The sequence below is a fragment of the Pseudomonas sp. UBA5568 genome (assembly GCF_002425525.1).
Classification (GTDB): domain Bacteria; phylum Pseudomonadota; class Gammaproteobacteria; order Pseudomonadales; family Pseudomonadaceae; genus Aquipseudomonas; species Aquipseudomonas fulva.
This window is the reverse complement of the sequence record NZ_DIMK01000028.1, coordinates 120,679-141,562: the sequence shown is the minus strand read 5'-3', so window position 1 is coordinate 141,562 and position 20,884 is coordinate 120,679. Positions and strand designations below refer to the sequence as shown.

Annotated in this window: 19 protein-coding genes; 7 read left to right on the top strand and 12 right to left on the bottom strand. The window is 62.1% G+C overall.

Features of this window, described 5'->3' with window-relative positions; genetic code table 11:
- Positions 1-3 precede the first annotated feature (3 nt).
- Both recG and B2S33_RS09375 read left to right on the top strand, forming a co-directional pair.
- Positions 4-2,082: an ATP-dependent DNA helicase RecG gene (gene recG / locus B2S33_RS09380; RefSeq protein WP_128610025.1), complete on the top strand. Its 2,079-nt coding sequence runs from the start codon at positions 4-6 to the stop codon at positions 2,080-2,082.
- Between the two features lie 75 nt (positions 2,083-2,157).
- Positions 2,158-3,561 carry an aminoacyl-tRNA deacylase and HDOD domain-containing protein gene (locus B2S33_RS09375; RefSeq protein ID WP_145278785.1) on the top strand — a complete coding sequence of 468 codons (1,404 nt, stop codon included), beginning with the start codon at positions 2,158-2,160 and terminating at the stop codon, positions 3,559-3,561.
- A gap of 32 nt (positions 3,562-3,593) precedes the next feature.
- Here B2S33_RS09375 and B2S33_RS09370 read toward each other — a convergent pair whose 3' ends face one another.
- The 4 genes from B2S33_RS09370 to B2S33_RS09355 all read right to left on the bottom strand — a co-directional run bounded on the left by B2S33_RS09370 (position 3,594) and on the right by B2S33_RS09355 (position 5,934).
- A complete protein-coding gene (locus tag B2S33_RS09370; protein WP_110606339.1) occupies positions 3,594-3,968 on the bottom strand; it encodes a helicase in 375 nt (124 codons plus the stop codon).
- A gap of 146 nt (positions 3,969-4,114) precedes the next feature.
- Positions 4,115-4,414, bottom strand: coding sequence for an HU family DNA-binding protein (locus B2S33_RS09365; RefSeq protein ID WP_023532344.1), 300 nt, complete (start codon positions 4,412-4,414; stop codon positions 4,115-4,117).
- A 189-nt stretch (positions 4,415-4,603) separates the two neighbouring features.
- Complete coding sequence (locus B2S33_RS09360; RefSeq protein ID WP_027913355.1) at positions 4,604-5,752, bottom strand: NAD(P)/FAD-dependent oxidoreductase; 1,149 nt, start codon at positions 5,750-5,752, stop codon at positions 4,604-4,606.
- A 14-nt stretch (positions 5,753-5,766) separates the two neighbouring features.
- On the bottom strand, positions 5,767-5,934 hold the full coding sequence (locus B2S33_RS09355) for a rubredoxin (RefSeq protein ID WP_023532601.1): 168 nt from the start codon (positions 5,932-5,934) through the stop codon (positions 5,767-5,769).
- A gap of 167 nt (positions 5,935-6,101) precedes the next feature.
- Here B2S33_RS09355 and B2S33_RS09350 point away from each other — a divergent pair, with 167 nt between their 5' ends.
- Entirely contained in the window at positions 6,102-6,659 is a 558-nt protein-coding gene (locus B2S33_RS09350; RefSeq protein ID WP_145278783.1) for a chorismate--pyruvate lyase family protein, read from the top strand.
- Positions 6,659-7,549 (top strand): 4-hydroxybenzoate octaprenyltransferase, encoded by an 891-nt coding sequence (gene ubiA, locus B2S33_RS09345; protein ID WP_028686782.1) that lies wholly within the window; start codon positions 6,659-6,661, stop codon positions 7,547-7,549. Before B2S33_RS09350 ends, ubiA begins: the two co-directional genes overlap by 1 nt.
- Positions 7,550-7,643: 94 nt before the next feature.
- Here ubiA and B2S33_RS09340 read toward each other — a convergent pair whose 3' ends face one another.
- The gene (locus B2S33_RS09340; protein ID WP_027913352.1) at positions 7,644-8,015 is read right to left on the bottom strand and encodes a hypothetical protein; all 372 of its coding nucleotides are present in this window, start codon (positions 8,013-8,015) and stop codon (positions 7,644-7,646) included.
- A 172-nt stretch (positions 8,016-8,187) separates the two neighbouring features.
- On the opposite strand from B2S33_RS09340, the gene phoB reads away from it, so the two are divergent.
- From phoB to B2S33_RS09325, 3 genes are all read left to right on the top strand, one after another.
- Complete coding sequence (gene phoB, locus B2S33_RS09335) at positions 8,188-8,877, top strand: phosphate regulon transcriptional regulator PhoB (protein ID WP_023532543.1); 690 nt, start codon at positions 8,188-8,190, stop codon at positions 8,875-8,877.
- A 114-nt stretch (positions 8,878-8,991) separates the two neighbouring features.
- Positions 8,992-10,299 carry a phosphate regulon sensor histidine kinase PhoR gene (gene phoR, locus B2S33_RS09330; RefSeq protein WP_288650182.1) on the top strand — a complete coding sequence of 436 codons (1,308 nt, stop codon included), beginning with the start codon at positions 8,992-8,994 and terminating at the stop codon, positions 10,297-10,299.
- 139 nt (positions 10,300-10,438) lie between these two features.
- Entirely contained in the window at positions 10,439-11,779 is a 1,341-nt protein-coding gene (locus B2S33_RS09325) for a hemolysin family protein (protein WP_027913350.1), read from the top strand.
- A gap of 33 nt (positions 11,780-11,812) precedes the next feature.
- On the opposite strand, the gene B2S33_RS09320 is transcribed toward B2S33_RS09325, so the two are convergent.
- From B2S33_RS09320 to B2S33_RS09290, 7 genes are all read right to left on the bottom strand, one after another.
- The gene (locus B2S33_RS09320) at positions 11,813-12,709 is read right to left on the bottom strand and encodes a M23 family metallopeptidase (RefSeq protein WP_027913349.1); all 897 of its coding nucleotides are present in this window, start codon (positions 12,707-12,709) and stop codon (positions 11,813-11,815) included.
- Between the two features lie 110 nt (positions 12,710-12,819).
- On the bottom strand, positions 12,820-13,716 hold the full coding sequence (locus B2S33_RS09315) for a response regulator (RefSeq protein WP_027913348.1): 897 nt from the start codon (positions 13,714-13,716) through the stop codon (positions 12,820-12,822).
- Positions 13,717-13,881: 165 nt separating this feature from the next.
- A complete protein-coding gene (gene phoU / locus B2S33_RS09310; RefSeq protein ID WP_288650181.1) occupies positions 13,882-14,652 on the bottom strand; it encodes a phosphate signaling complex protein PhoU in 771 nt (256 codons plus the stop codon).
- 106 nt (positions 14,653-14,758) lie between these two features.
- On the bottom strand, positions 14,759-15,592 hold the full coding sequence (gene pstB / locus B2S33_RS09305) for a phosphate ABC transporter ATP-binding protein PstB (RefSeq protein ID WP_196128625.1): 834 nt from the start codon (positions 15,590-15,592) through the stop codon (positions 14,759-14,761).
- Positions 15,593-15,696: 104 nt separating this feature from the next.
- The gene (gene pstA / locus B2S33_RS09300) at positions 15,697-17,313 is read right to left on the bottom strand and encodes a phosphate ABC transporter permease PstA (protein ID WP_173645903.1); all 1,617 of its coding nucleotides are present in this window, start codon (positions 17,311-17,313) and stop codon (positions 15,697-15,699) included.
- Positions 17,314-17,384: 71 nt separating this feature from the next.
- Positions 17,385-19,673 (bottom strand): ABC transporter permease subunit, encoded by a 2,289-nt coding sequence (locus tag B2S33_RS09295; protein WP_288650180.1) that lies wholly within the window; start codon positions 19,671-19,673, stop codon positions 17,385-17,387.
- Positions 19,674-19,810: 137 nt separating this feature from the next.
- Positions 19,811-20,809 (bottom strand): phosphate ABC transporter substrate-binding protein PstS, encoded by a 999-nt coding sequence (locus tag B2S33_RS09290; protein WP_088522815.1) that lies wholly within the window; start codon positions 20,807-20,809, stop codon positions 19,811-19,813.
- Between the last annotated feature and the right edge of the window lie 75 nt (positions 20,810-20,884).

Genomic DNA, 20,884 nt, shown 5'->3' with positions numbered 1-20,884 from the left:
GCCATGAGTGAGTTGTCGAAGGTACCGGTCACGGTACTCAAGGGTGTCGGAGACGCCATGGCGCAGAAGCTTGCCAAGGTGGGCCTGGAGAACCTGCAGGATGTGTTGTTCCACCTGCCCTTGCGCTACCAGGACCGCACCCGCGTGGTGCCGATCGGGCAACTCCGGCCGGGGCAGGATGCGGTGATCGAGGGCGTGGTCAGCGGCGCGGACGTGACCATGGGCAAGCGACGTAGCCTCGTCGTTCGTCTCGGCGACGGGAGCGGCGTGCTGAGCCTGCGCTTCTACCATTTCAGCAACGCACAGAAGGAAGGGCTCAAACGCGGCACCCACCTGCGTTGCTACGGCGAAGCCCGGCCGGGCGCGTCGGGCCTGGAGATCTATCACCCGGAATACCGTGCGCTGAACGGCGACGAACCGCCGCCGCCGGTCGAACAGACGCTTACCCCGATTTACCCGTCCACCGAGGGGCTCACCCAGCAACGGCTGCGCCTGCTCTGCCAACAGAGCCTCGCCCTGCTCGGGCCGCGCAGCTTGCCGGACTGGCTACCCGAGGAGCTTGCACGCGATTATCAGCTGGCCCCGCTGGACGATGCCATACGTTACTTGCACAACCCGCCGGCTGACGCCGACCTCGATGAGCTTGCCGAAGGCCACCACTGGGCCCAGCACCGCCTGGCGTTCGAAGAACTGCTGACCCACCAGCTGTCGCAGCAGCGACTGCGCGAAAGCCTGCGCAGCCTGCGCGCGCCGGTGCTGCCCAAGCCCTCGCGCCTGCAGGACGAGTACCTGGCCAATCTCGGCTTCAAGCCTACCGGGGCGCAGCAGCGGGTCGCCAATGAAATTGCCTACGACCTCAGCCAGCACGAACCCATGCTGCGCCTGGTTCAAGGTGATGTGGGGGCCGGCAAGACCGTGGTTGCGGCACTGGCAGCCCTTCAGGCGTTGGAGGCGGGTTACCAGGTTGCGCTGATGGCGCCTACCGAGATTCTTGCCGAGCAGCACTACATCACCTTCAAGCGCTGGCTGGAGCCACTGGGCATCGAAGTCGCCTGGCTCGCTGGCAAGCTCAAGGGCAAGGCCCGGGCCAGTGCACTGGAGCAGATCGCCGCCGGTGCGCCAATGGTGGTGGGTACCCATGCCCTGTTCCAGGAAGAGGTCAAGTTCAAGCACCTCGCCCTGGCCATCATCGACGAGCAGCACCGGTTTGGCGTCCAGCAGCGCCTGGCCTTGCGCAAAAAGGGTGTGAATGGCGAGTTGTGTCCGCATCAGCTGATCATGACGGCGACGCCCATTCCGCGTACGTTGGCCATGAGCGCCTATGCTGACCTGGATACGTCCGTGCTGGACGAATTGCCTCCCGGACGTACACCGGTCAACACGGTGCTGGTGGCCGACAGCCGCCGCTTCGAGGTGGTCGAACGGGTACGCGCTGCCTGCGCTGAAGGCCGTCAGGCCTATTGGGTCTGTACCCTCATCGAAGAGTCTGAAGAGTTGACCTGCCAGGCCGCCGAGAGCACTTACGAGGAACTTGGCAGCGCCCTGGGCGAGTTGCGGGTCGGGCTGATTCACGGGCGCATGAAACCGGCAGAAAAAGCCGAGATCATGGCCCAATTCAAAGCCGGTGATCTGCAACTGCTGGTTGCCACGACCGTGATCGAAGTCGGCGTCGATGTGCCCAACGCCAGCCTGATGATCATCGAAAATCCGGAACGCCTGGGGTTGGCCCAGCTGCACCAGTTGCGTGGGCGGGTGGGCCGTGGCAGCGCTGCCAGCCACTGCGTCCTGCTGTATCACCCGCCCTTGTCACAGGTGGGCCGCGAACGCCTGGGCATCATGCGCGAAACCAACGATGGCTTCATCATCGCGGAAAAGGACCTGGAGCTGCGCGGCCCTGGCGAGATGCTCGGCACGCGCCAGACGGGCCTGCTGCAGTTCAAGGTCGCTGACCTGATGCGCGATGCCGATCTGCTTCCGGCCGTTCGTGATGCAGCCCAGGCATTGGTGGCCCGCTGGCCGGAACATGTCAGCCCCTTGCTTGAACGCTGGCTGCGTCACGGGCAGCAGTACGGCCAAGTCTGACCCAAGTGGTCAATGGATCCAGCCTCCCGGCGAGGCTGGTTATACTTCGCTTTTAGGAATCAGTGGACACGGACCATGACTCAAGCTGCCTTGGACACCGCAACCCCACAAACACCGTCGGTTATCCGGTTGCTGCTCGACAAGCTCGGCGTCGCCTACCGTGAGGTGTTGGCACATTCACGCCCGCCGGCTCAGGCCTGTGTGCAGGCGGTGCTACTGGACGACGAGGTGGGCGCACTCATGGTGCTGCTGCCGCAAAGCCAACTGCTGGACCTGAGCCGGCTTACCGAGCTGACCGGCCGCACGCTCACCGCTGTGCCGGTGCCCCGCTTGCGCCAAATGCTGGAAAAACACCATCTCAAGGTTCTCCCGGGCATACCGGCGCTGACCAGCTCACCTTGCCAGTACGAAAAAAGCCTGCTCGAACCGGCGACCGTATTCATCCAGTCCGGCCAAGAGGGCCTGCTGCTGGCCATCGACCGTGACCCGTTCAAACGCCTGCTGAGCAAAGCCAGCGCCAGTGCCTTCGGGCAGGAGGTGCAGGCCATTACCCTCAACCTGGACCGCCCGGACGATGACACCCGCGAGATCAACCAGGCAGTTCAGGCCTTCACTGCGCGACGCATTCAGAAGCGGCTCGAAGAAACCATTGAAATTCCGCCTCTGGCCGATACCGCGCAGAAGATCATGAAGCTGCGTGTCGACCCCAATGCCAGCATCGACGATATCACCGGCGTGGTGGAAACCGACCCGGCACTGGCGGCGCAGGTCGTGAGCTGGGCGGCATCGCCCTATTACGCCTCGCCCGGCAAGGTACGCTCGGTCGAAGATGCGATTGTCAGGGTGCTGGGTTTCGATCTGGTGATCAACCTGGCCTTGGGCCTGGCGATGGGCAAGACGCTCAGCCTGCCCAAGGACCAGCCTCAGCAAGCGACGCCTTACTGGCAGCACTCTATCTACACGGCAGCTGTCATCGAGGGTCTCACTCGTGCAATGCCCCGTGCCGAACGACCCGAGGCAGGGCTCACCTACCTTGCCGGCCTTCTGCACAATTTCGGGTACTTGCTGCTGGCGCATGTGTTTCCGCCGCATTTTTCGCTGATCTGCCGGCACCTGGAGGTCAACCCACATCTATGCCACACCTATGTGGAGCGCCACCTGTTGGGAATCAGCCGCGAGCAGATTGGTGCCTGGCTGATGAAGCTGTGGGACATGCCCGAGGAGTTGTCCACGGCGCTGCGCTTCCAGCATGACCCCACCTACGTCGGCGATTATGCAGCCTTTCCCAACCTGGTTTTCCTCGCCACCCGATTGCTTCGCTCACGGGGTATCGGTTCGGGCCCGAAAGAGGAGATTCCCGATGCATTGCTTGAGCGGCTCGGGCTTTCCCGCGACAAGGCCGAGGATGCCGTAAACAAGGTACTCGATGCCGAGGCCTTGCTGCGCGAGCTTGCCTCTCAGTTCGCGGCGCCGCACTGACTGACAGGGGCGCTAGCTCGGCCCCTGCGCGGTCAATGCTTCTTTTTTGGTTTCAGGTACTTCATCAGGCCCTGAAACCACATCACCAAAGCCGGGTTGCCCTTGATCTGGATCGCCTTGTCCTGGATGCCCTGCATGAATGCCAGCTGCTTGTTGCGCGCCTGCAAGGTAGTGAAGCCATAGGCAGCGTCCTTGAAGGCGATGGCGAAGGCAGGCTGCGCGAACGCGCCACTTTTGCTACGGATGCGTTCGTTGGCGACGATGAAATGACGGGCGATCTTGCCATCGAGGGTCTGCATCTGGAATACCAGATCCTTGCCCTTGAGCTGCTGCTGGAAAGCCGGATTGTTTCGGCTTGCCCTGGCCATCAGCAGGCCCATGACCCAGAGAAGTAAGCGGAACTTCATTCAAGCGTCTCGTATAAAAAGTGACTGTGAGCGCCAGTTTATCCGCTTTATATGCTTTGCAGGGGCTCAACGAATCTTTTTTCGCATGCAACGGCAACGGGCGCTGTCAGCGCCCGTTCGATCGTCATGACGCTGACAGGCCTGGGTTATTTCGTCTTTTTGGCAGGCTTGGCAGGCACGTTGATACTGTCGCGCAAATTCTTGCCTGGCTTGAAGGCTACCGTGTTACTTGCCTTGATCTTGACGGGCTCACCCGTCTGCGGGTTTTTACCGGTCCGCGCCCCACGATGACGCTTCTCGAAGGTGCCGAAACCCACCAGCGTCACTGTATCGTTGTTCACAGCCTGGGTAATGCTTTCGAGGATCGCGTTCAGCACCTGGTTGGCCTGGTCTTTGGTCAGGTCGGTCTTCTCGGCGATGACAGCGGCGAGTTCTGGTTTGCGCATGATGATGAAGCCTCTTTGACGGGATTCTTGTTGTTATGCCGTGCCGCCTCGTGGGCAGCGTTCAAGGCGCCACAGGCTCTAAGCCGCAGCAGACGAGTGTGAGAATGGCACGCGCTTGAGTACCGCGCCAGTATCGGTACGGCCATAATGCATGCACAAAAAAGGCATACACGACAGTTCGGGCGCCATTTACGCCATAACCGGTGGCAGCTGGCGATTGAGGGTCAGTCGTTCCATCACGGCATTGCCCGTAAGGGCGTACCCGATCAGCTGGCCATCGGCTGCATGGCAGAGCGCCTTGACGTCATTGCCCTCCCCCTCCGCCTGCCACGTCCCGACTTGTCCATTCGGTGGTGGCGAAACCACCAGAGGACAGGCAGGCGTCTTGACCGTGATGGGCATGGGCCCATAGCTGACGGCAGTGGGGGTGCCTGTCAGCGTCTGCGCCAGCGCTCGAACACCACTCATCAACGGCATGACGTACAGCAGGTTGATGCCGTCCACCTCGGCGCAGTCGCCCAAGGCGTGGATATTGGCATGAGAGGTACGCAGAAACCGGTCCACACGGATACCCCGCCCCGTCTGCAGGCCCGCTGCGGCAGCCAGGTCCGTTCGGGGGCGCAGGCCTACGGCCGACACGACCAGATCGCATGCGATGACCTGGCCGTCGGACAACTGTGCGCACACGCCGTCACCCTGGCGCTGCAAGCGCGTCAGCACGGGCCCGAGATGAAAACGAATACCGATACCCTGCAGCCCGCCCTGTACCGCCTGTGCCGCCGCCGGGTGCAACAGGGTGGGCATGATCTGCTCGCAGGGCGCGACCACGTCGACCTCGAAGCCGCCAAGACGCATGTCGTTGGCAAACTCACAGCCGATAAGACCGGCGCCCAGGATCAACACCCGCTGCTTGCCGTCAGCCGCAGCACGCAGGCGCGCGTAGTCTTCAAGGTCGTTGATCGGGAACATCAGGTCGCTGGCATCCCCTTCGACAGGCACGCTGATGGTCTGTGCACCCAGCGCCAGGACGAGGTCACGATAGGGCACTGCCTCCTCGCCGATCCACAGGCGCTTGTGGCCTGGGTCGATACCCGTTATGCGCGTATGCGTGCGCACCTCGACGTTCAATTGCTCGGCCATGGCGCCGGGCTCGGCCATGCACAACCCCTCAGCGTCCTTCTGCTTGGCAAAGCCGGTCGAAAGCATGGGCTTGGAATAGGACCGCCCATCATCGGCAGTGATCATCAGCACGGGTGTGAGCGCATCAAACTTGCGCAATTCCCGGGCGAGGTTGTAGCCCGCAAGCCCGGTGCCGATGATGACTATAGGAGGCGTCATAGGGGTTTCCTCGATCAACCGATGGCGATCATTTCAAAGTCGCTCTTGCCAACCCCGCAGTCCGGACAGAGCCAGTCTTCGGGTACGTCTTCCCAGCGCGTGCCGGGTGCGATTCCATCATCCGGCCAGCCATCGGCTTCGTCATAGATCAGACCGCAAACAATACATTGCCACTTTTTCATCGGAACGGGTTTCCTCGGTTCAGGCTCGGCTTGGGTTTGAACTTGCGGCCTCTTCACGGGCCAAGGTGCAATCGAAAAGCTTTGTAGCGGCCCTGCCGGCAGTATGCAAGCAGTCGGGGCATTCATGCTAAGCTCGCGGCCTCTTTGGTTGTAACAAGCAGACCGACGTGTCGTACCCAACCCCGCACGCAGCCGCTGTCGCGTGGCTAGCGTATCCACAGGTGCAGGCCAGCCTCGCCCCCTCGATACTGGACTGGTTATTCGATGAGGGCTCGCTCACACGTCGGCTGACTCGACTGTCCGGCGACGATTTCTGCGTAACGCCACTGTTCGAAGGCTGGCAGCCGCTGCGCGAAGATGAATGCCAGGCCCTTGGCATCGCGCCCGGCGCCCAGGGTTGGGTCAGGGAGGTGTTCCTGCGCGGGCATGGCCAGCCGTGGGTATTTGCCCGCAGCGTGGCCAGCCGTGTGGCGCTGGAACATGGCGGCCTGGACCTCGAGTCGCTCGGCAGTCGCTCGCTGGGCGAGCTGCTGTTCTGCGACCGAGCGTTCACCCGCCACCCCTTGCAGGCATGCCATTACCCCGAAACCTGGCTGCCCGCTGAAGTCGCAAGCCCAGGCCTGTGGGGACGCCGTTCACGCTTCTCCCGAGATGGACTCGACCTGCTTGTCGCCGAAGTATTTCTGCCGGCGTTGTGGCAGGCGGCACGCGAGGATACCCGTTGATGTACGTGCAACTGCTCAAGTCGTTGAACCGCCTTCACCCGCGCGCCTGGGACTTTGTCCAGCTAAGCCGTATGGACAGGCCCATCGGCATTTATCTGCTGCTCTGGCCAACCCTGTCGGCGGTGTGGATTGCCGGTCAGGGTTCACCGACGTTGGCCAATGTGCTGATCTTCGGGTTGGGTGTGGTGCTCATGCGCGCGGCCGGTTGCTGCATCAATGATTTTGCCGACCGCAAAGTGGATGGGCACGTCAAGCGCACCGCCGATCGACCTTTGGCCAGTGGGCGTGTACGCCCACGCGAAGCGCTGACGCTGTTTGCCGTCCTGGTGGGCGTGAGTTTCCTGCTGGTGCTGTGCACCAACAGCGAAACCGTCTGGCTTTCGTTCGCGGCGGTCGCGCTCGCGTTCTGCTACCCCTTCATGAAGCGCTACACCTATTACCCACAAGTGGTGCTGGGCGCCGCCTATTCATGGGGCATTCCCATGGCCTTCACCGCGGCCGGCGGTGAGCTGCCGGCCGCCGCCTGGCTACTGTACATCGCCAATCTGCTGTGGACGGTGGCTTACGATACCTACTACGCCATGGTCGATCGCGACGATGACCTGAAGATCGGTGTGAAGTCCACGGCCATCCTGTTTGGCGAGGCTGACCGGGTGATCATCCTGAGCTTGCAGGGGCTTTCGCTGGGCTGCCTGATGCTGGCCGGCAGCAGCTTCGCCCTCGGCGGCTGGTTCTACCTGGGCCTGCTGGGCGCCGCGTGCTGTTTCGTCTGGGAATTCTGGTCCACACGCCGCCTGGACCGAGAGGCATGCTTCAAGGCGTTCCTGCACAACCACTGGGCCGGGTTGCTGGTGTTCATGGGCGTGGTACTGGATTACGCGCTGCGTTGAGCGGTGCGCTGAGGCGCGGTACCGCCTCAGCAAGGGCCGCGTGGTCCACACCGCATGGCGACCTGTTCAGGTGAGATGCCGTGTGGCTAACCCATCAGGGTTTGGCAATGTGCCAGACGTCCTTGATCCCGTCACCGTGCCTGTCCCCCGCCTGCTTGTCCTTGACGAAGGTATACAGCGGCTTGCCGGCATAGGCCCATTGCTTGCTGCCGTCATCACGCATGACCACGGTCCATTTGCCTTCGGCTGCCTGATCCTCGGCCTTGACCATCAAGGGCGGCCAATTGCTGGCACACTCGCCGTTGCACATCGACTTGCCACCGGTGTCCTTGTCGAAGGTATAGAGCGTCATGCCCTGGTCATTCACCCACATGCCCTCCTTTTCCATGGCCGGCTCGGCCAAGGCGATGCCCGGTAGCGAAAAGGCCGCGCAAAGGGCCATCCAGCTCAGCGTATGTCGTGTCATTGGATTCACCGTGTCGTGAGGAAAAGGTTCGGTTGCAGGCGCAACCGCCGCCCTGTGAAGCCTAGCCCAGTCATTGAATGTCGCGAGAACCGCCAATACCCTGTCACACAGCTGCAATAATTCCGTTATCTAATGCGGGGCCAAGACAGCGAATCCAGGAGAGGTTTTGAGCATGGCTGGCAGGAATATTCTGATCGTCGACGACGAGGCGCCCATCCGCGAGATGATTGCCGTGGCCCTGGAGATGGCAGGTTATGAGTGCCTGGAAGCAGAAAGCTCCCAACAGGCCCATGCCATCATCGTCGACCGTAAGCCGGACCTGATCCTGCTGGACTGGATGCTTCCCGGCACCTCGGGCATCGAGCTGGCCCGGCGGCTGAAGCGCGACGAGCTGACCGGGGACATTCCGATCATCATGCTTACCGCCAAGGGCGAGGAAGACAACAAGATCCAAGGCCTGGAAGTGGGTGCGGACGACTACATCACCAAGCCGTTTTCGCCGCGTGAACTGGTGGCCCGCCTCAAGGCAGTGCTGCGACGCACCGGCCCCAGTGATGGCGAGACACCCATCGAGGTCGGCGGACTGCTGCTGGACCCTATCAGCCATCGCGTCACCATCGATGGCAAGCCGGCCGAGATGGGGCCTACCGAGTACCGCCTGCTGCAATTCTTCATGACCCACCAGGAACGCGCCTATACCCGCGGCCAGTTGCTGGACCAGGTCTGGGGGGGCAATGTCTACGTCGAGGAACGCACGGTCGATGTCCACATTCGCCGCTTGCGAAAGGCGCTGGGTGAGGCCTATGAAAATCTGGTACAAACGGTGCGCGGCACAGGCTACCGCTTTTCGACCAAGGTCTGACCTGAAACGCAGCTCTCGGCTCAAGGCCGTCGAATGGACGTGAACGCGCTACCGATCCGCTTCTGCGTGCAGGTTCGTACTTGCTGTTGATCGCTGGATTCGAAGGATCCCCAATTGAACCAGAACTGGCATGCGACCCTGATCCGCCACCTGCTGCTGTTGATCACCCTCTGCCTGATCGGTGGCCTGATCAGTGGCTACTATGGCTGGAGCCTGGCCATTGGCCTGGCCCTCTACCTGGGCTGGACGCTCAAGCAACTGCTACGCCTGCATGCCTGGCTGCGCAATCACCAACCGGACGAAGCACCGCCTGACGGCTACGGCCTGTGGGGCGAGGTGTTCGACAGCATCTACCATCTGCAACGCCGGGATCAGCGTGTGCGTGGCAGGCTTCAAGCAGTGATCGACAGGGTACAGGAGTCCACCGCGGCGCTACGTGACGCGGTGATCATGCTCGACAGCCACGGCAACCTGGAGTGGTGGAACCGCGCAGCCGAGACGCTCCTGGGCTTCAAGACACCCCAGGACGGCGGCCAGCAGGTCACCAACCTGGTGCGACATCCGCGCTTCAAGGAATACTTCGAAGCCGAGAACTATGTCGAGCCACTGGAGATTCCCTCACCCATCAACGATCGCATGCGGGTGCAACTGCACATCACACGCTACGGCGACAACGAGCACCTGATGCTGGTTCGGGACGTGACCCGCATCCACCAGCTCGAACAGATGCGCAAGGATTTCGTAGCCAACGTGTCCCACGAACTGCGAACGCCGCTGACCGTGATCGCCGGCTACTTGGAAGCCCTGCTGGATAACGTCGAGGACGTGAACCCCCGCTGGCGTCGAGCGTTGCAGCAGATGAGCCAACAGGGCTCGCGCATGCAAACGCTGCTCAACGACCTGCTGCTGTTGGCCAAGCTGGAGGCCACCGACTACCCATCCGACAACCAGCCAGTGGCCGTGGACACCCTGCTCAATGCGATCAAGCAGGACGCGCAGGCGTTGTCCGGGCCCCGCAATCAGCGCATCACCCTGGAAGCCGAGCCAGGCATCTGGCTCAAAGGCAGCGAGTCGGAATTGCGCAGCGCTTTTTCCAACCTGGTATTCAATGCCGTCAAGTACACGCAGGACGAGGGCAGCATTCGCATTCGTTGGTGGGCCGATGCCCAGGGCGCCCATCTGTCGGTGCAGGACTCAGGGCCCGGCATCGATGCCAAGCACCTGCCACGGCTGACGGAGCGGTTCTATCGGGTGGATTCGAGCCGTGCGTCCCATACCGGTGGTACGGGCCTTGGGCTGGCCATCGTCAAGCATGTGCTGATGCGCCACCGCGGGCGCCTGGAGATCAGCAGCGTGCCAGGCCACGGCAGCACCTTCACCTGCCATTTTGCAGCGGCGCAACAGATCACGGGCACGGTTTGAGGCCGTTCGGGCCACTTTGCAGCACCGATCAATGGGCTGCCCTTTGCTTTTGCGGCCCTAGCCGCTACATTTGATCCCTTGCGCCGGCTGGAGCCGGCACTTTTCTCATCTTCAAGACGGATCCCGTAAAAACTCCATCATGGACCCTTCCCCTGGTATCAGCTTCACCTCCCTGTTCGCCGATTTCGGCATGATCATTTTTGCTTTGGTCCTGGTGCTGCTCAACGGCTTCTTCGTCGCCGCCGAGTTCGCCATGGTCAAGCTGCGCGCAACCCGCGTGGACGCCATCGCCGAGCAGCACGGCTGGCGCGGCAGCATTCTGCGCAAGGTTCACAACCAGCTCGATGCCTACCTCTCGGCATGCCAGCTCGGCATCACCCTGGCTTCGCTAGGGCTGGGCTGGGTGGGCGAGCCGGCCTTCGCGCACTTGCTCGAACCGCTGCTGGCCTACTTTGGCGTCGATACCCCCGAGCTGATCAAGGCCGTCTCGTTCTTCGTCGCCTTCTTCGTGATCTCCTACCTGCACATCGTGGTCGGTGAGCTGGCGCCCAAATCGTGGGCCATTCGCAAGCCGGAACTGTTGTCGCTGTGGACCGCAGTACCGCTGTACCTGTTCTACTGGCTGATGTACCCGGCCATCTACCTGCTCAATGCCAGCGCCAACACCATCCTGCGCATTGCCGGCCAAGGCGAACCCGGCCCGCACCACGAGCATCATTACAGCCGGGAAGAGCTCAAGCTGATCCTGCACTCCAGCCGTGGCCAGGACCCAAGCGATCAAGGCATGCGCGTGCTGGCATCCGCCGTGGAAATGGGTGAACTGGAGGTGGTGGACTGGGCCAACTCTCGCGAAGACATGGTCATCATTGATGCCCATGCCCCGCTCAAGCAGATACTGGCCCTGATCCGTCGTCACAAGTTCAGCCGCTACCCGGTGTACGACACCGAGCGTGAGGAGTTCACGGGCCTGCTGCACATCAAGGACCTGCTGCTCGAACTCGCCGAACTCGAGCACCTGCCAGAAACCATTGACCTGGAAGACCTGGCTCGTCCCCTGGAGCGCGTTTCCAGGCACATGCCGCTGTCCCAGTTGCTCGAGCAGTTCCGCAAGGGCGGTGCGCACTTCGTGCTGGTCGAGGAGGCCGATGGCAAGGTGATCGGTTACCTGACCATGGAGGATGTGCTGGAAGTGCTGGTGGGCGACATCCAGGACGAACACCGCAAGACCGAGCGCGGCATCCTGGCCTATCAGCCAGGAAAGCTGTTGGTGCGCGGCGATACCCCGCTGTTCAAGGTCGAGCGCTTGCTGGGCGTGGACCTGGACCATATCGAGGCAGAAACACTGGCCGGCCTGGTCTACGAAACGCTCAAGCGCGTACCGGAAGAAGAAGAAGTGCTCGAGGTCGAAGGGCTGCGCATCATCGTCAAGAAGATGAAAGGCCCCAAGATCGTGCTGGCCAAAGTGCTCAAGCTGGACTGAGCTTATAAAACCCCTGGCTCGGTCCAGCCCTGATCAGGGGTTGCCTGCGGTGTAGTCGGGCAGCCCACTGATCGGCCGGTCGAACCGATAGGGAATCGACTCGAGCGCCAGCCCCACGTTGCGCTGAACCACGAAGTGCAGATGGGGCCCGGTGCTGTTACCCGTGTTGCCCGACCTGGCCAGCACCTGCCCTTGGCGCACACGCTGCCCAGACGCGACCACGATCGACCCCCTCATCAAGTGCAGGTACACCCCCATGGTGCCGTCAGGGTGCAGGATGCGGACAAAGTTGCCCGAGGGATTGTCCCCTCGCCCGCTCTGCTCGCTACGCGTGCTCACCACCACCCCTTCGCGTGCCGCCACAATGGTCGTGCCTTCGGGCATGGCGATGTCCATTGCATAGCGCCCTTTGGGCCCGAAGTGGCTGAACCTGCCATTGGGCCCCTGGGTCACCCGAAACGGCCCACCCACCCATGGAAACGCATAACGATAACCTTGCGGGCGCTTGCCGGGGTCGCCCATGGCTTGCAGCAGCGTCGAACGGTAGTTGAGCAACTTGCCTGGCTGTCCCCGGACGATGCTGAGTACTTGCGTCGATCGCGGCGGCAACAGACGCCGCACGGTTCGCGGCGCATCGCCACCCTGCGCATTCACCAGATTATCCAGGCGCAGTTCCACCTGCACCGCGACTGGCAATTCGTTGCGGGCCGAGAAGCTCACACCGCCCTGAAACACGATCGCGTTGAGGCGCACGTCGTGTTCGTTGATTTCCACGGTGGACTCATCCACGACCGTGGGCTTGATGCCCGGGCCGGGTCGCTGCGCATAGGAAACCCTGCCCGTTTCGTCGGTGACGGGGTGCAGTGTCACCCCCAGGCTAGAGGCGCTGACCAGGGTTAACGTACACAGCAGCAGAAAGCGCAGATGCATGATGATGGCTTTTTGACAGTGGAGGACCTGTCCAAGCCTAGCAGCAGGCACCCTGTTCACCATGACAGTTGGTCGGATGCTGCTGGCCAGCTCGCTGTTGCGGCGGCCCGTCAGGCCCCTGGCGTGAAATGCTTCTGGGCAGTGCCGCGGGCGATCAGGCGGGACAGGTAATCCAGCTTCTGGGCGTCTTGATCGACGAACTTGAACGTCAATTGCAGCCAGTCGCTGTCCGGCTTGGGCTCGAAGGCCGCCACCGCGTGCAGATAACCGTTCAAACGCGCCACCTCTGCGTTTTCGCCCTGCTCCAGGTTCAGCACAGCGCCTTCGAGTACCTGCGGCAGTGTCTCACTGCGCCGCACGACCAGCAGGGCTTCCTTCAGGCTCAACGCCTTGATCACGCAGGCCTGCATGCCGCTCGCCAAACGCAGCTGGCCCTGGCCGCGACCGCTGGGTGCGGGTGTCGCTACGCTAGGTTTGCCAGGGGTGGCGGCCACCTTGGTTGGAACAGGTGCTGGCGCAGCCACCTTGACGGCTTCGGGCCGCCCAGCCGTCAGGGCGTTGAGCGAGTCATTGGCGAACGCGGCATTGGCCCGCGCAGGCCCTGGGCTCATGAGGCTGTCGAGCTTGCCGATCTTGGCCAAGGCCTTCTTGACCTTGGTCAGCAACTGCTCGTTGGTGAAGGGCTTGCCGACGAAATCCGACACGCCGGCCTGAATCGCCTGGATGACATTTTCCTTGTCGCCACGGCTGGTCACCATGATGAACTGAAGGCCCTTCAGCTCAGGTTGCTGACGGCACCAGGTGAGCAGCTCCAAGCCCGACATTTCCGGCATTTCCCAGTCGCACAGCACCAGGTCGAACGCTTCCTTGCCCAACAGGGTCATGGCCTTGCGACCGTTGACGGCATCCTCCACGGTCATGCCAGGAAACGCGTTGCGCAGGCACTTACGGATCAGGTCACGGATAAATGGCGCGTCATCCACCACCAGCACATTCACTTTACTCATCGATACTCCTTCTGAACCCGACTAGCCTACTGCCATTTGCTGGCCACTTGCTACCACCTGTGTGTTACGCCGGGTCATCTACAGCCGGTCGATGGTCTCTGGCACCTCCAGGCGGACTAACGAAAACGCCCGGCACAAGCCGGGCGCCGATGCTCGGAGAGAACTTTATTTATCGTCCGCCTCGGCTGGAACATTAGGTATTTCACCATCGACACTGGCTCGACCCTGCACCTCCGCGGTCATGCGCTTGAGGCCCATGTGGCGTACATCGGTGCCGCGCACCAGGTAGATCACCAGTTCGGAGATGTTGCGTGCATGGTCGCCGATGCGCTCCAGCGAGCGCAGGACCCAGATGACACTCAGCACACGGGAGATCGAGCGGGGATCTTCCATCATGTAGGTCACCAGCTCGCGCAAGGCTGTCTTGTATTCACGGTCGATAGTCTTGTCGTATTGAGCCACCGACAAGGCCAGGTCGGCATCGAAGCGGGCGAAGGCGTCGAGTGCGTCGCGCACCATGTTGCGCACCTGATCGCCGATGTGCCGAACTTCTACATAGCCCCGCGGGGATTCACCTTCCTCGCAGAGCTGGATGGCCCGCCGGGCGATCTTGGTCGATTCGTCACCGATACGCTCAAGGTCGATCACCGATTTGGAGATGCTGATGATCAGGCGCAGGTCCGATGCCGCCGGCTGGCGACGCGCCAGAATGCGCAGGCATTCCTCGTCGATGTTGCGCTCCATCTGGTTGATCCGCTCGTCGACCTCGCGCACCTGCTGAGCCAGGCCGGAATCGGCCTCGATCAGCGCAGTGACCGCATCGTTGACCTGTTTCTCGACCAGCCCGCCCATGGCCAGCAGGTGACTGCGAACCTCTTCGAGCTCGGCGTTGAACTGCTGGGAAATATGATGCGTCAGGCTTTCTTTGTTGATCATGCTGTGGCTCCGCGAAGCTGCTGGCTGCGAGCTTCAAGTCGTTCGAGGCGTGCCCCTGCCTGCGCCGAGTGCCTCCACCCGGCGAGCAGCAGTGCGCGGTGCTTCTTCAGCCGTATCGGCCAGTGATGTAGTCTTCGGTCTGCTTCTTGGCGGGGTTGGTGAACAGGGTATCGGTGTCGCCGAATTCCACCAGTTTGCCCATGTACATGAAGGCGGTGTAATCCGATACCCGGGCCGCCTGCTGCATGTTGTGGGTCACGATGACGATGGTGAACTTGGTTTTCAACTCGTAGATGAGCTCTTCGACCTTGAGCGTGGAAATCGGGTCCAGCGCCGAGCAAGGCTCGTCCAGCAACAGAACCTCGGGCTCTACCGCGATGGTGCGTGCGATGACCAGGCGCTGCTGCTGCCCACCGGACAGACCCAGCGCCGACTCGTGCAGACGGTCCTTGACTTCGTCCCACAGCGCTGCGCCCTTGAGGGCCCACTCGACGGCCTCGTCCAGGATACGCTTTTTGTTGATGCCTTGAATCCGCAGGCCATAGACCACGTTCTCGTAGATGGTCTTGGGGAAGGGGTTGGGTTTCTGGAACACCATGCCCACGCGGCGACGCAGCTCGGCTACGTCCTCGCCCTTGCGGTAGATGTCATGGCCGTACAGGTTGACGGCGCCTTGCACACGGCAGCCGTCTACCAGGTCGTTCATGCGGTTGAAGGTGCGCAGCAAGGTGGACTTGCCGCAGCCGGACGGGCCAATGAACGCCGTCACGCGCTGCTTGGGAATATTCATGCTGACATCGAACAGGGCCTGCTTGTCACCGTAGAACAGGCTCAGCCCAGGCACTTCGATGGCAACCGTTTCCTCGGCCAGGCGCAGGCCCTGTTTGCTGCGGCCCAGGGCGGACATGTCGATGCCGTGGTTAGGCGGTTGTTGCTGCATGGTCTCACTCCATTGGGAGCTGCCGGCGTATGGCCGCCAGTAGCACGTTGGGACGAAGCGGACGCCTCGCGTCGGCGACGCCGCTTGAACGTTCGACGCCTGGCTCAGCTGTCGAGCGCCTTGTATTTCTCACGAAGGTGGTTACGGATCCACACGGCCGACAGGTTCAGTGTCGCGATGACCATCACAAGCAGCAGTGCCGTGGCGTACACCAGTGGCCGCGCCGCTTCCACGTTCGGGCTCTGGAAGCCCACATCGTAGATATGAAAGCCCAGGTGCATGATCTTCTGATCCAGGTGCAGGTAGGGGTAATTGCCATCCACCGGCAGCGACGGCGCCAGCTTGACCACGCCCACCAGCATCAGCGGTGCGACTTCACCCGCGGCGCGAGCAACGGCCAGGATCATGCCGGTCATCATGGCCGGGCTGGCCATGGGCAGAACGATCTTCCACAGCGTTTCGGCCTTGGTGGCACCCAAGGCCAACGAACCCTCGCGCAGGGTGCGCGGAATGCGCGCCAGCCCTTCCTCGGTGGCCACGATCACCACCGGCACGGCCAACAATGCCAGTGTCAGTGACGCCCACAACAGGCCCGGCGTGCCCAGGGTGGGCGCCGGCAAGGCTTCGGCGAAGAACAGGCGATCGATCGAGCCGCCCAGCACGTACACGAAGAAGCCCAGGCCGAAAACGCCGTAGACGATGGCCGGTACACCGGCAAGGTTGTTGACGGCGATGCGGATCAGGCGTGTCACCGGCCCCTGCCGGGCATACTCGCGCAGATAGACCGCTGCCAGCACGCCAAAGGGCGTGACGATCACGGCCATGATCAGGGTCATCATCACCGTGCCGAAGATGGCCGGGAAGATACCGCCCTCCGTGTTGGCCTCACGCGGGTCGTCGCTGAGAAACTCCCACACCTTGGCGAAGTACACCCCCAGCTTGGCCAGGGTCGACATGCCGTTGGGCTGGATGGCATGGACCACCTTGCTGAGGTTGATCTCGACTTCACGGCCATTGCCATCGCGCGCCACCAGTGTGTCGCGGGCAAAATCCCGATGAAGCGTGGTCAGGCGATCTTCGATGGCTTTGTAGCGGCTGTTGAGCTCGGCGCGGTCAGCCTCGATGTCAGCCTGGGCCGCTGCGTCCAGCTTGCCTTCAAGCTCGAGTTTGCGCGCCTGCAGGCGCAACCGCTCCAGGCCATGGTTGATGGCACCGATGTCTTTCTTCTCCAGCGCTTGCAGCGTCTTGTTGAGCTCGCTGGCCCGGGCCAGGCGCGCTTGCAGCTCACCCCAGGCCGCAGCCCCTTGCGCCACCACTCGGCCTTGTTCCTTGACGCTCACCAGATAGCCATAGAAGTTGCCCCACTCGCGGCGTTCCAGGGCCATCAGCTGTTCGGGGCGCTGCTGATCGACAAGCCAGTCGCCCACGACCCAAGTGAAGTCGCTGCCATTGAGGTCCCGGTTTCCGACCTTGATCAATTCGCGTGTCATGAACTCCGGGCCCTGGTCGGGCACGGGCAAACCGGCGCCCTTGAGGCGCGCACGCGGCACTTCTTCCTGCTGTACCACTTCACCGATGACCGTCTGCTGGGCCTGGCCCGGCACGGCGTAGGTGGCCTGGATCAAATCGGCCGGCCAGAAATGCCCCAGGCCGCGTACGGCGATCACTGCCAGCAGGCCAACGGTCATGATCACCGCCATGGCCACCGCGCCGCCGCTCATCCATACACCGGGGGCACCGCTCTTGAACCAGCCTTTGAGGGAATCCTTTTTCACGGATCGCTACCTTTCTATCAAAGCGACGAGTATTTCTTGCGCAGACGCTGGCGAATCAGCTCGGCCAAGGTGTTCATGACGAAGGTGAACATCAGCAGCACCAACGCGGCGAGGAACAGCACCCGGTAGTGACTGCCCCCAACTTCGGATTCCGGCATTTCCACCGCTACGTTGGCAGCCAGCGTGCGCATGCCTTCGAACAGGTTCATCTCCATCACCGGTGTATTACCGGTGGCCATCAGCACGATCATGGTTTCACCGACAGCCCGGCCCATGCCGATCATCAGCGCCGAGAAGATGCCGGGGCTGGCGGTCAGGATCACTACCCGGGTGAGGGTCTGCCAAGGCGTTGCACCCAGTGCCAGGGAGCCCAGCGTCAGGCTGCGCGGCACGCTGAAGACGGCGTCCTCGGCAATCGAGTAGATGTTGGGAATGACGGCAAAACCCATCGCGATCCCGACCACCAGTGCATTGCGTTGGTCATAGGTGATACCCAGGTCATTGGTGATCCACAGGCGCATGTCGCCGCCAAAGAGCCAGCTTTCAAGGTACGGGCTCATGCCAAGGGCAAACCAGCCGGTGAGTAGAATGACTGGGATAAGAATGGCCGCCTCCCAGCCATCCGGTACCCGCAGGCGAATGGATTCAGGCAGCCGGCTCCAGGTGAACCCTGCCAGCAGGATGCCGACCGGCATGAGCAGGAACAGGCTGAAGACCCCTGGCAGGTGGCCTTCCAGGTACGGCGCCAAAAACAGCCCCGCGAAGAACCCCAGGATGACCGTGGGCATCGCCTCCATCAGTTCGATCACCGGCTTGACCTTGCGGCGCATGCCAGGGGCCATGAAGTAGGCTGTGTAGATCGCGGCGGCAATGGCCAGCGGCGCGGCAAGGATCATGGCGTAGAAGGCAGCCTTGAGCGTACCGAAGGTCAGCGGCGAAAGGCTCAGCTTGGGCTCGAAATCGGTATTGGACGCGGTCGACTGCCACACGTACTTGGGCGCGTCGTAATTCTCGTACCATACCTTGCCCCACAGCGCGCTGAAAGACACTTCCGGATGGGGGTTGTGCAGCTTCAATGGCAGCAACCTGCCGGGCTCTTCGATCATGATCCGGTTGGCGCGCGGTGACAGGGCAAGGATACCTGGGCCCTGGGCCACGGACTCGACCAAGAGGGTGCGGTGCGCCGTGCTGTGGAAAACACCCAGCTTGCCTTCTGCGTCCAGGGCGATGAAGCCCTTGCGGCGCTCTTCGGCGTCAATCTGCACGATGGGCGAGGTGCCCAGCTGGAAGGTACGAATCTGCTTGAAACGGGATTCCCCGTCCGGGTCACGGGCCATGAACCACTGGGCCAGCCCACCGTGTGAGTCACCGATGATCAGTGAAATGCCGCCTACCAGCTGCGCAGTGGCCGTCACTTCGGTATCAGCGCTCTGCGCCAGGGTGTAGCGCCCGTTGAGGCTCTTGTCGCGCAGGCTGAACACGTCGGCAGTGGCGCGACCATTGATCACGTACAGCCACTGCTGGCGCGGATCGATGAAGATGTTCTTCACCGTTTCGGTCATTTGCGGCAGCTCGATGCGGGTCTGCTCGGTCGTGACTTCGGCGGTCATCATGTTTTCGCTGCGCGTCAACGCGATGACCTGCAGGTGCGCCCCCGTGGAGCCAGCCAGCAACAGCGTGTCGCCATTGACGCTGGCGCTGACGTGCTCCAGCACCCGCGCCTGTTCATCCAGCACGAAAGGCTGTTTGCCATAGGGGTAGTCGATGGTCGGCGTGATGGTTTTCTTGTTGTCGGGGTAGGTGATCTTGTAGGTATGGGTGAACACCAACGCCCGGCCATTGGACAACCCCAGCATCACCATCGAGCTGCCTGGCTGGTCGGTACCGATCGAAGAGACCTGTACGCCGGCAGGGATGGGCAGGTCGACGCGCTCGAGCGCTTCGCCGGTCTTGGTGTCGAAGAACAGCACCTGGCCCTGGTCCGAAACCCGCATGCCAACCAGGTTCTGCTCCTCGAGGGCGATCATCAACGGCTTGCCCGCCTCCTCCTTGAGCCAGGCAGGTTGCAATGCCTGCTTGCTGGTCAGCTCGGCGCCCTGGAATAACGGGAGAACCACATACGCCAGATAAAAGAAGATCAAGGTGATCGCGGCCAGCACAGCCAGCCCGCCCACCAGCACGTACCAGCGCGTCAGGCGGTCCTTGAGCGCACGCAGGCGTCGCTTGCGCTGCAACTCCGGCGTGTTGAAATCGATGCGTGCAGGCTGGGAATCTTGGGTCATTGTGGAGTTGGCCAGATCATTCATGGGGCACACCCTAGCGGTCCCGTATGACAAAAACATGACAATGCAGTGACGCACGAAAGCCCGAAGCACAGTAAGGCTGGCCCCGGGCTGGGAGTGCTGAAGAGGCTAGCCCAACGGCTTGCCCCTGCAGGGTTCGATTACTGCTTGGCGACGTTGCCGGCGTGGGACAGGCCCAGGTCGGCCAGGGTCTTGTCGACGACTTTGGCAGGCAGCGGAATGTAGCCATCCTTGACGACCACCTGCTGGCCGGCCTGCGACAGTACCAGCTTCACGAACTCGGCCTCCAGCGGGGCCAGCGGCTTGTTCGGCGCCTTGTTGACGTAAACGTACAGGAAGCGCGAGAGCGGGTAGCTGCCGTTCAGGGCGTTGGTCTCGTTGTCCTCGACGAACTCGCCGCCCTCCTTCTTGGCCAGCGGCACGGTCCTGACGCTGGCCGTCTTGTAGCCGATACCCGAGTAGCCGATACCGTTGAGCGACGAGCTGATGGACTGCACCACCGAGGCGGAACCAGGTTGCTCGTTGACGTTGGGCTTGAAGTCACCTTTGCACAGGGCTTCTTCCTTGAAGTAACCATACGTGCCGGACACCGAGTTACGGCCGAACAGCTGGATCGGCTTGTTGGCAAGGTCGCCGGTTACTCCGGCATCGCCCCAGGTCTTGATCTCGGCCTTGCCACCACACAGGCGGGTCGAAGAGAAAATGGCATCGACCTGGGCCATGGTCAGACCCTTGATCGGGTTGTCCTTGTGCACGAACACCGCCAGGGCGTCGACCGCAACCGGAATGGCAGTCGGTTTGTAGCCATACTTCTGCTCAAACGCCTGCAATTCGACGTCCTTCATCTTGCGGCTCATGGGGCCGAGGTTGGCGGTGCCTTCGGTCAGCGCCGGTGGCGCAGTGGACGAACCCGCTGCCTGGATCTGGATGTTGACGTTCGGGTATTCCTTTTTGTAGGCCTCGGCCCACAGGGTCATCAGGTTCGCGAGGGTATCGGAGCCGACGCTGGAGAGGTTGCCCGAAACACCCGTGGTCTTGGTGTAGGTCGGGATAGCAGGATCGACAGCGGCCACTGCGTTGGCGGTTGCAACGCCAGCGGCGGCAAAGGTAAGGGCCGCCATCAAACGCTTCAATTTCATGCCTTGCTCCTAGCTGGAATGGGGGTGCAGAGAGGGAACGGGGGCCAGTATCTGCAGCGCGCATGAACACGATAT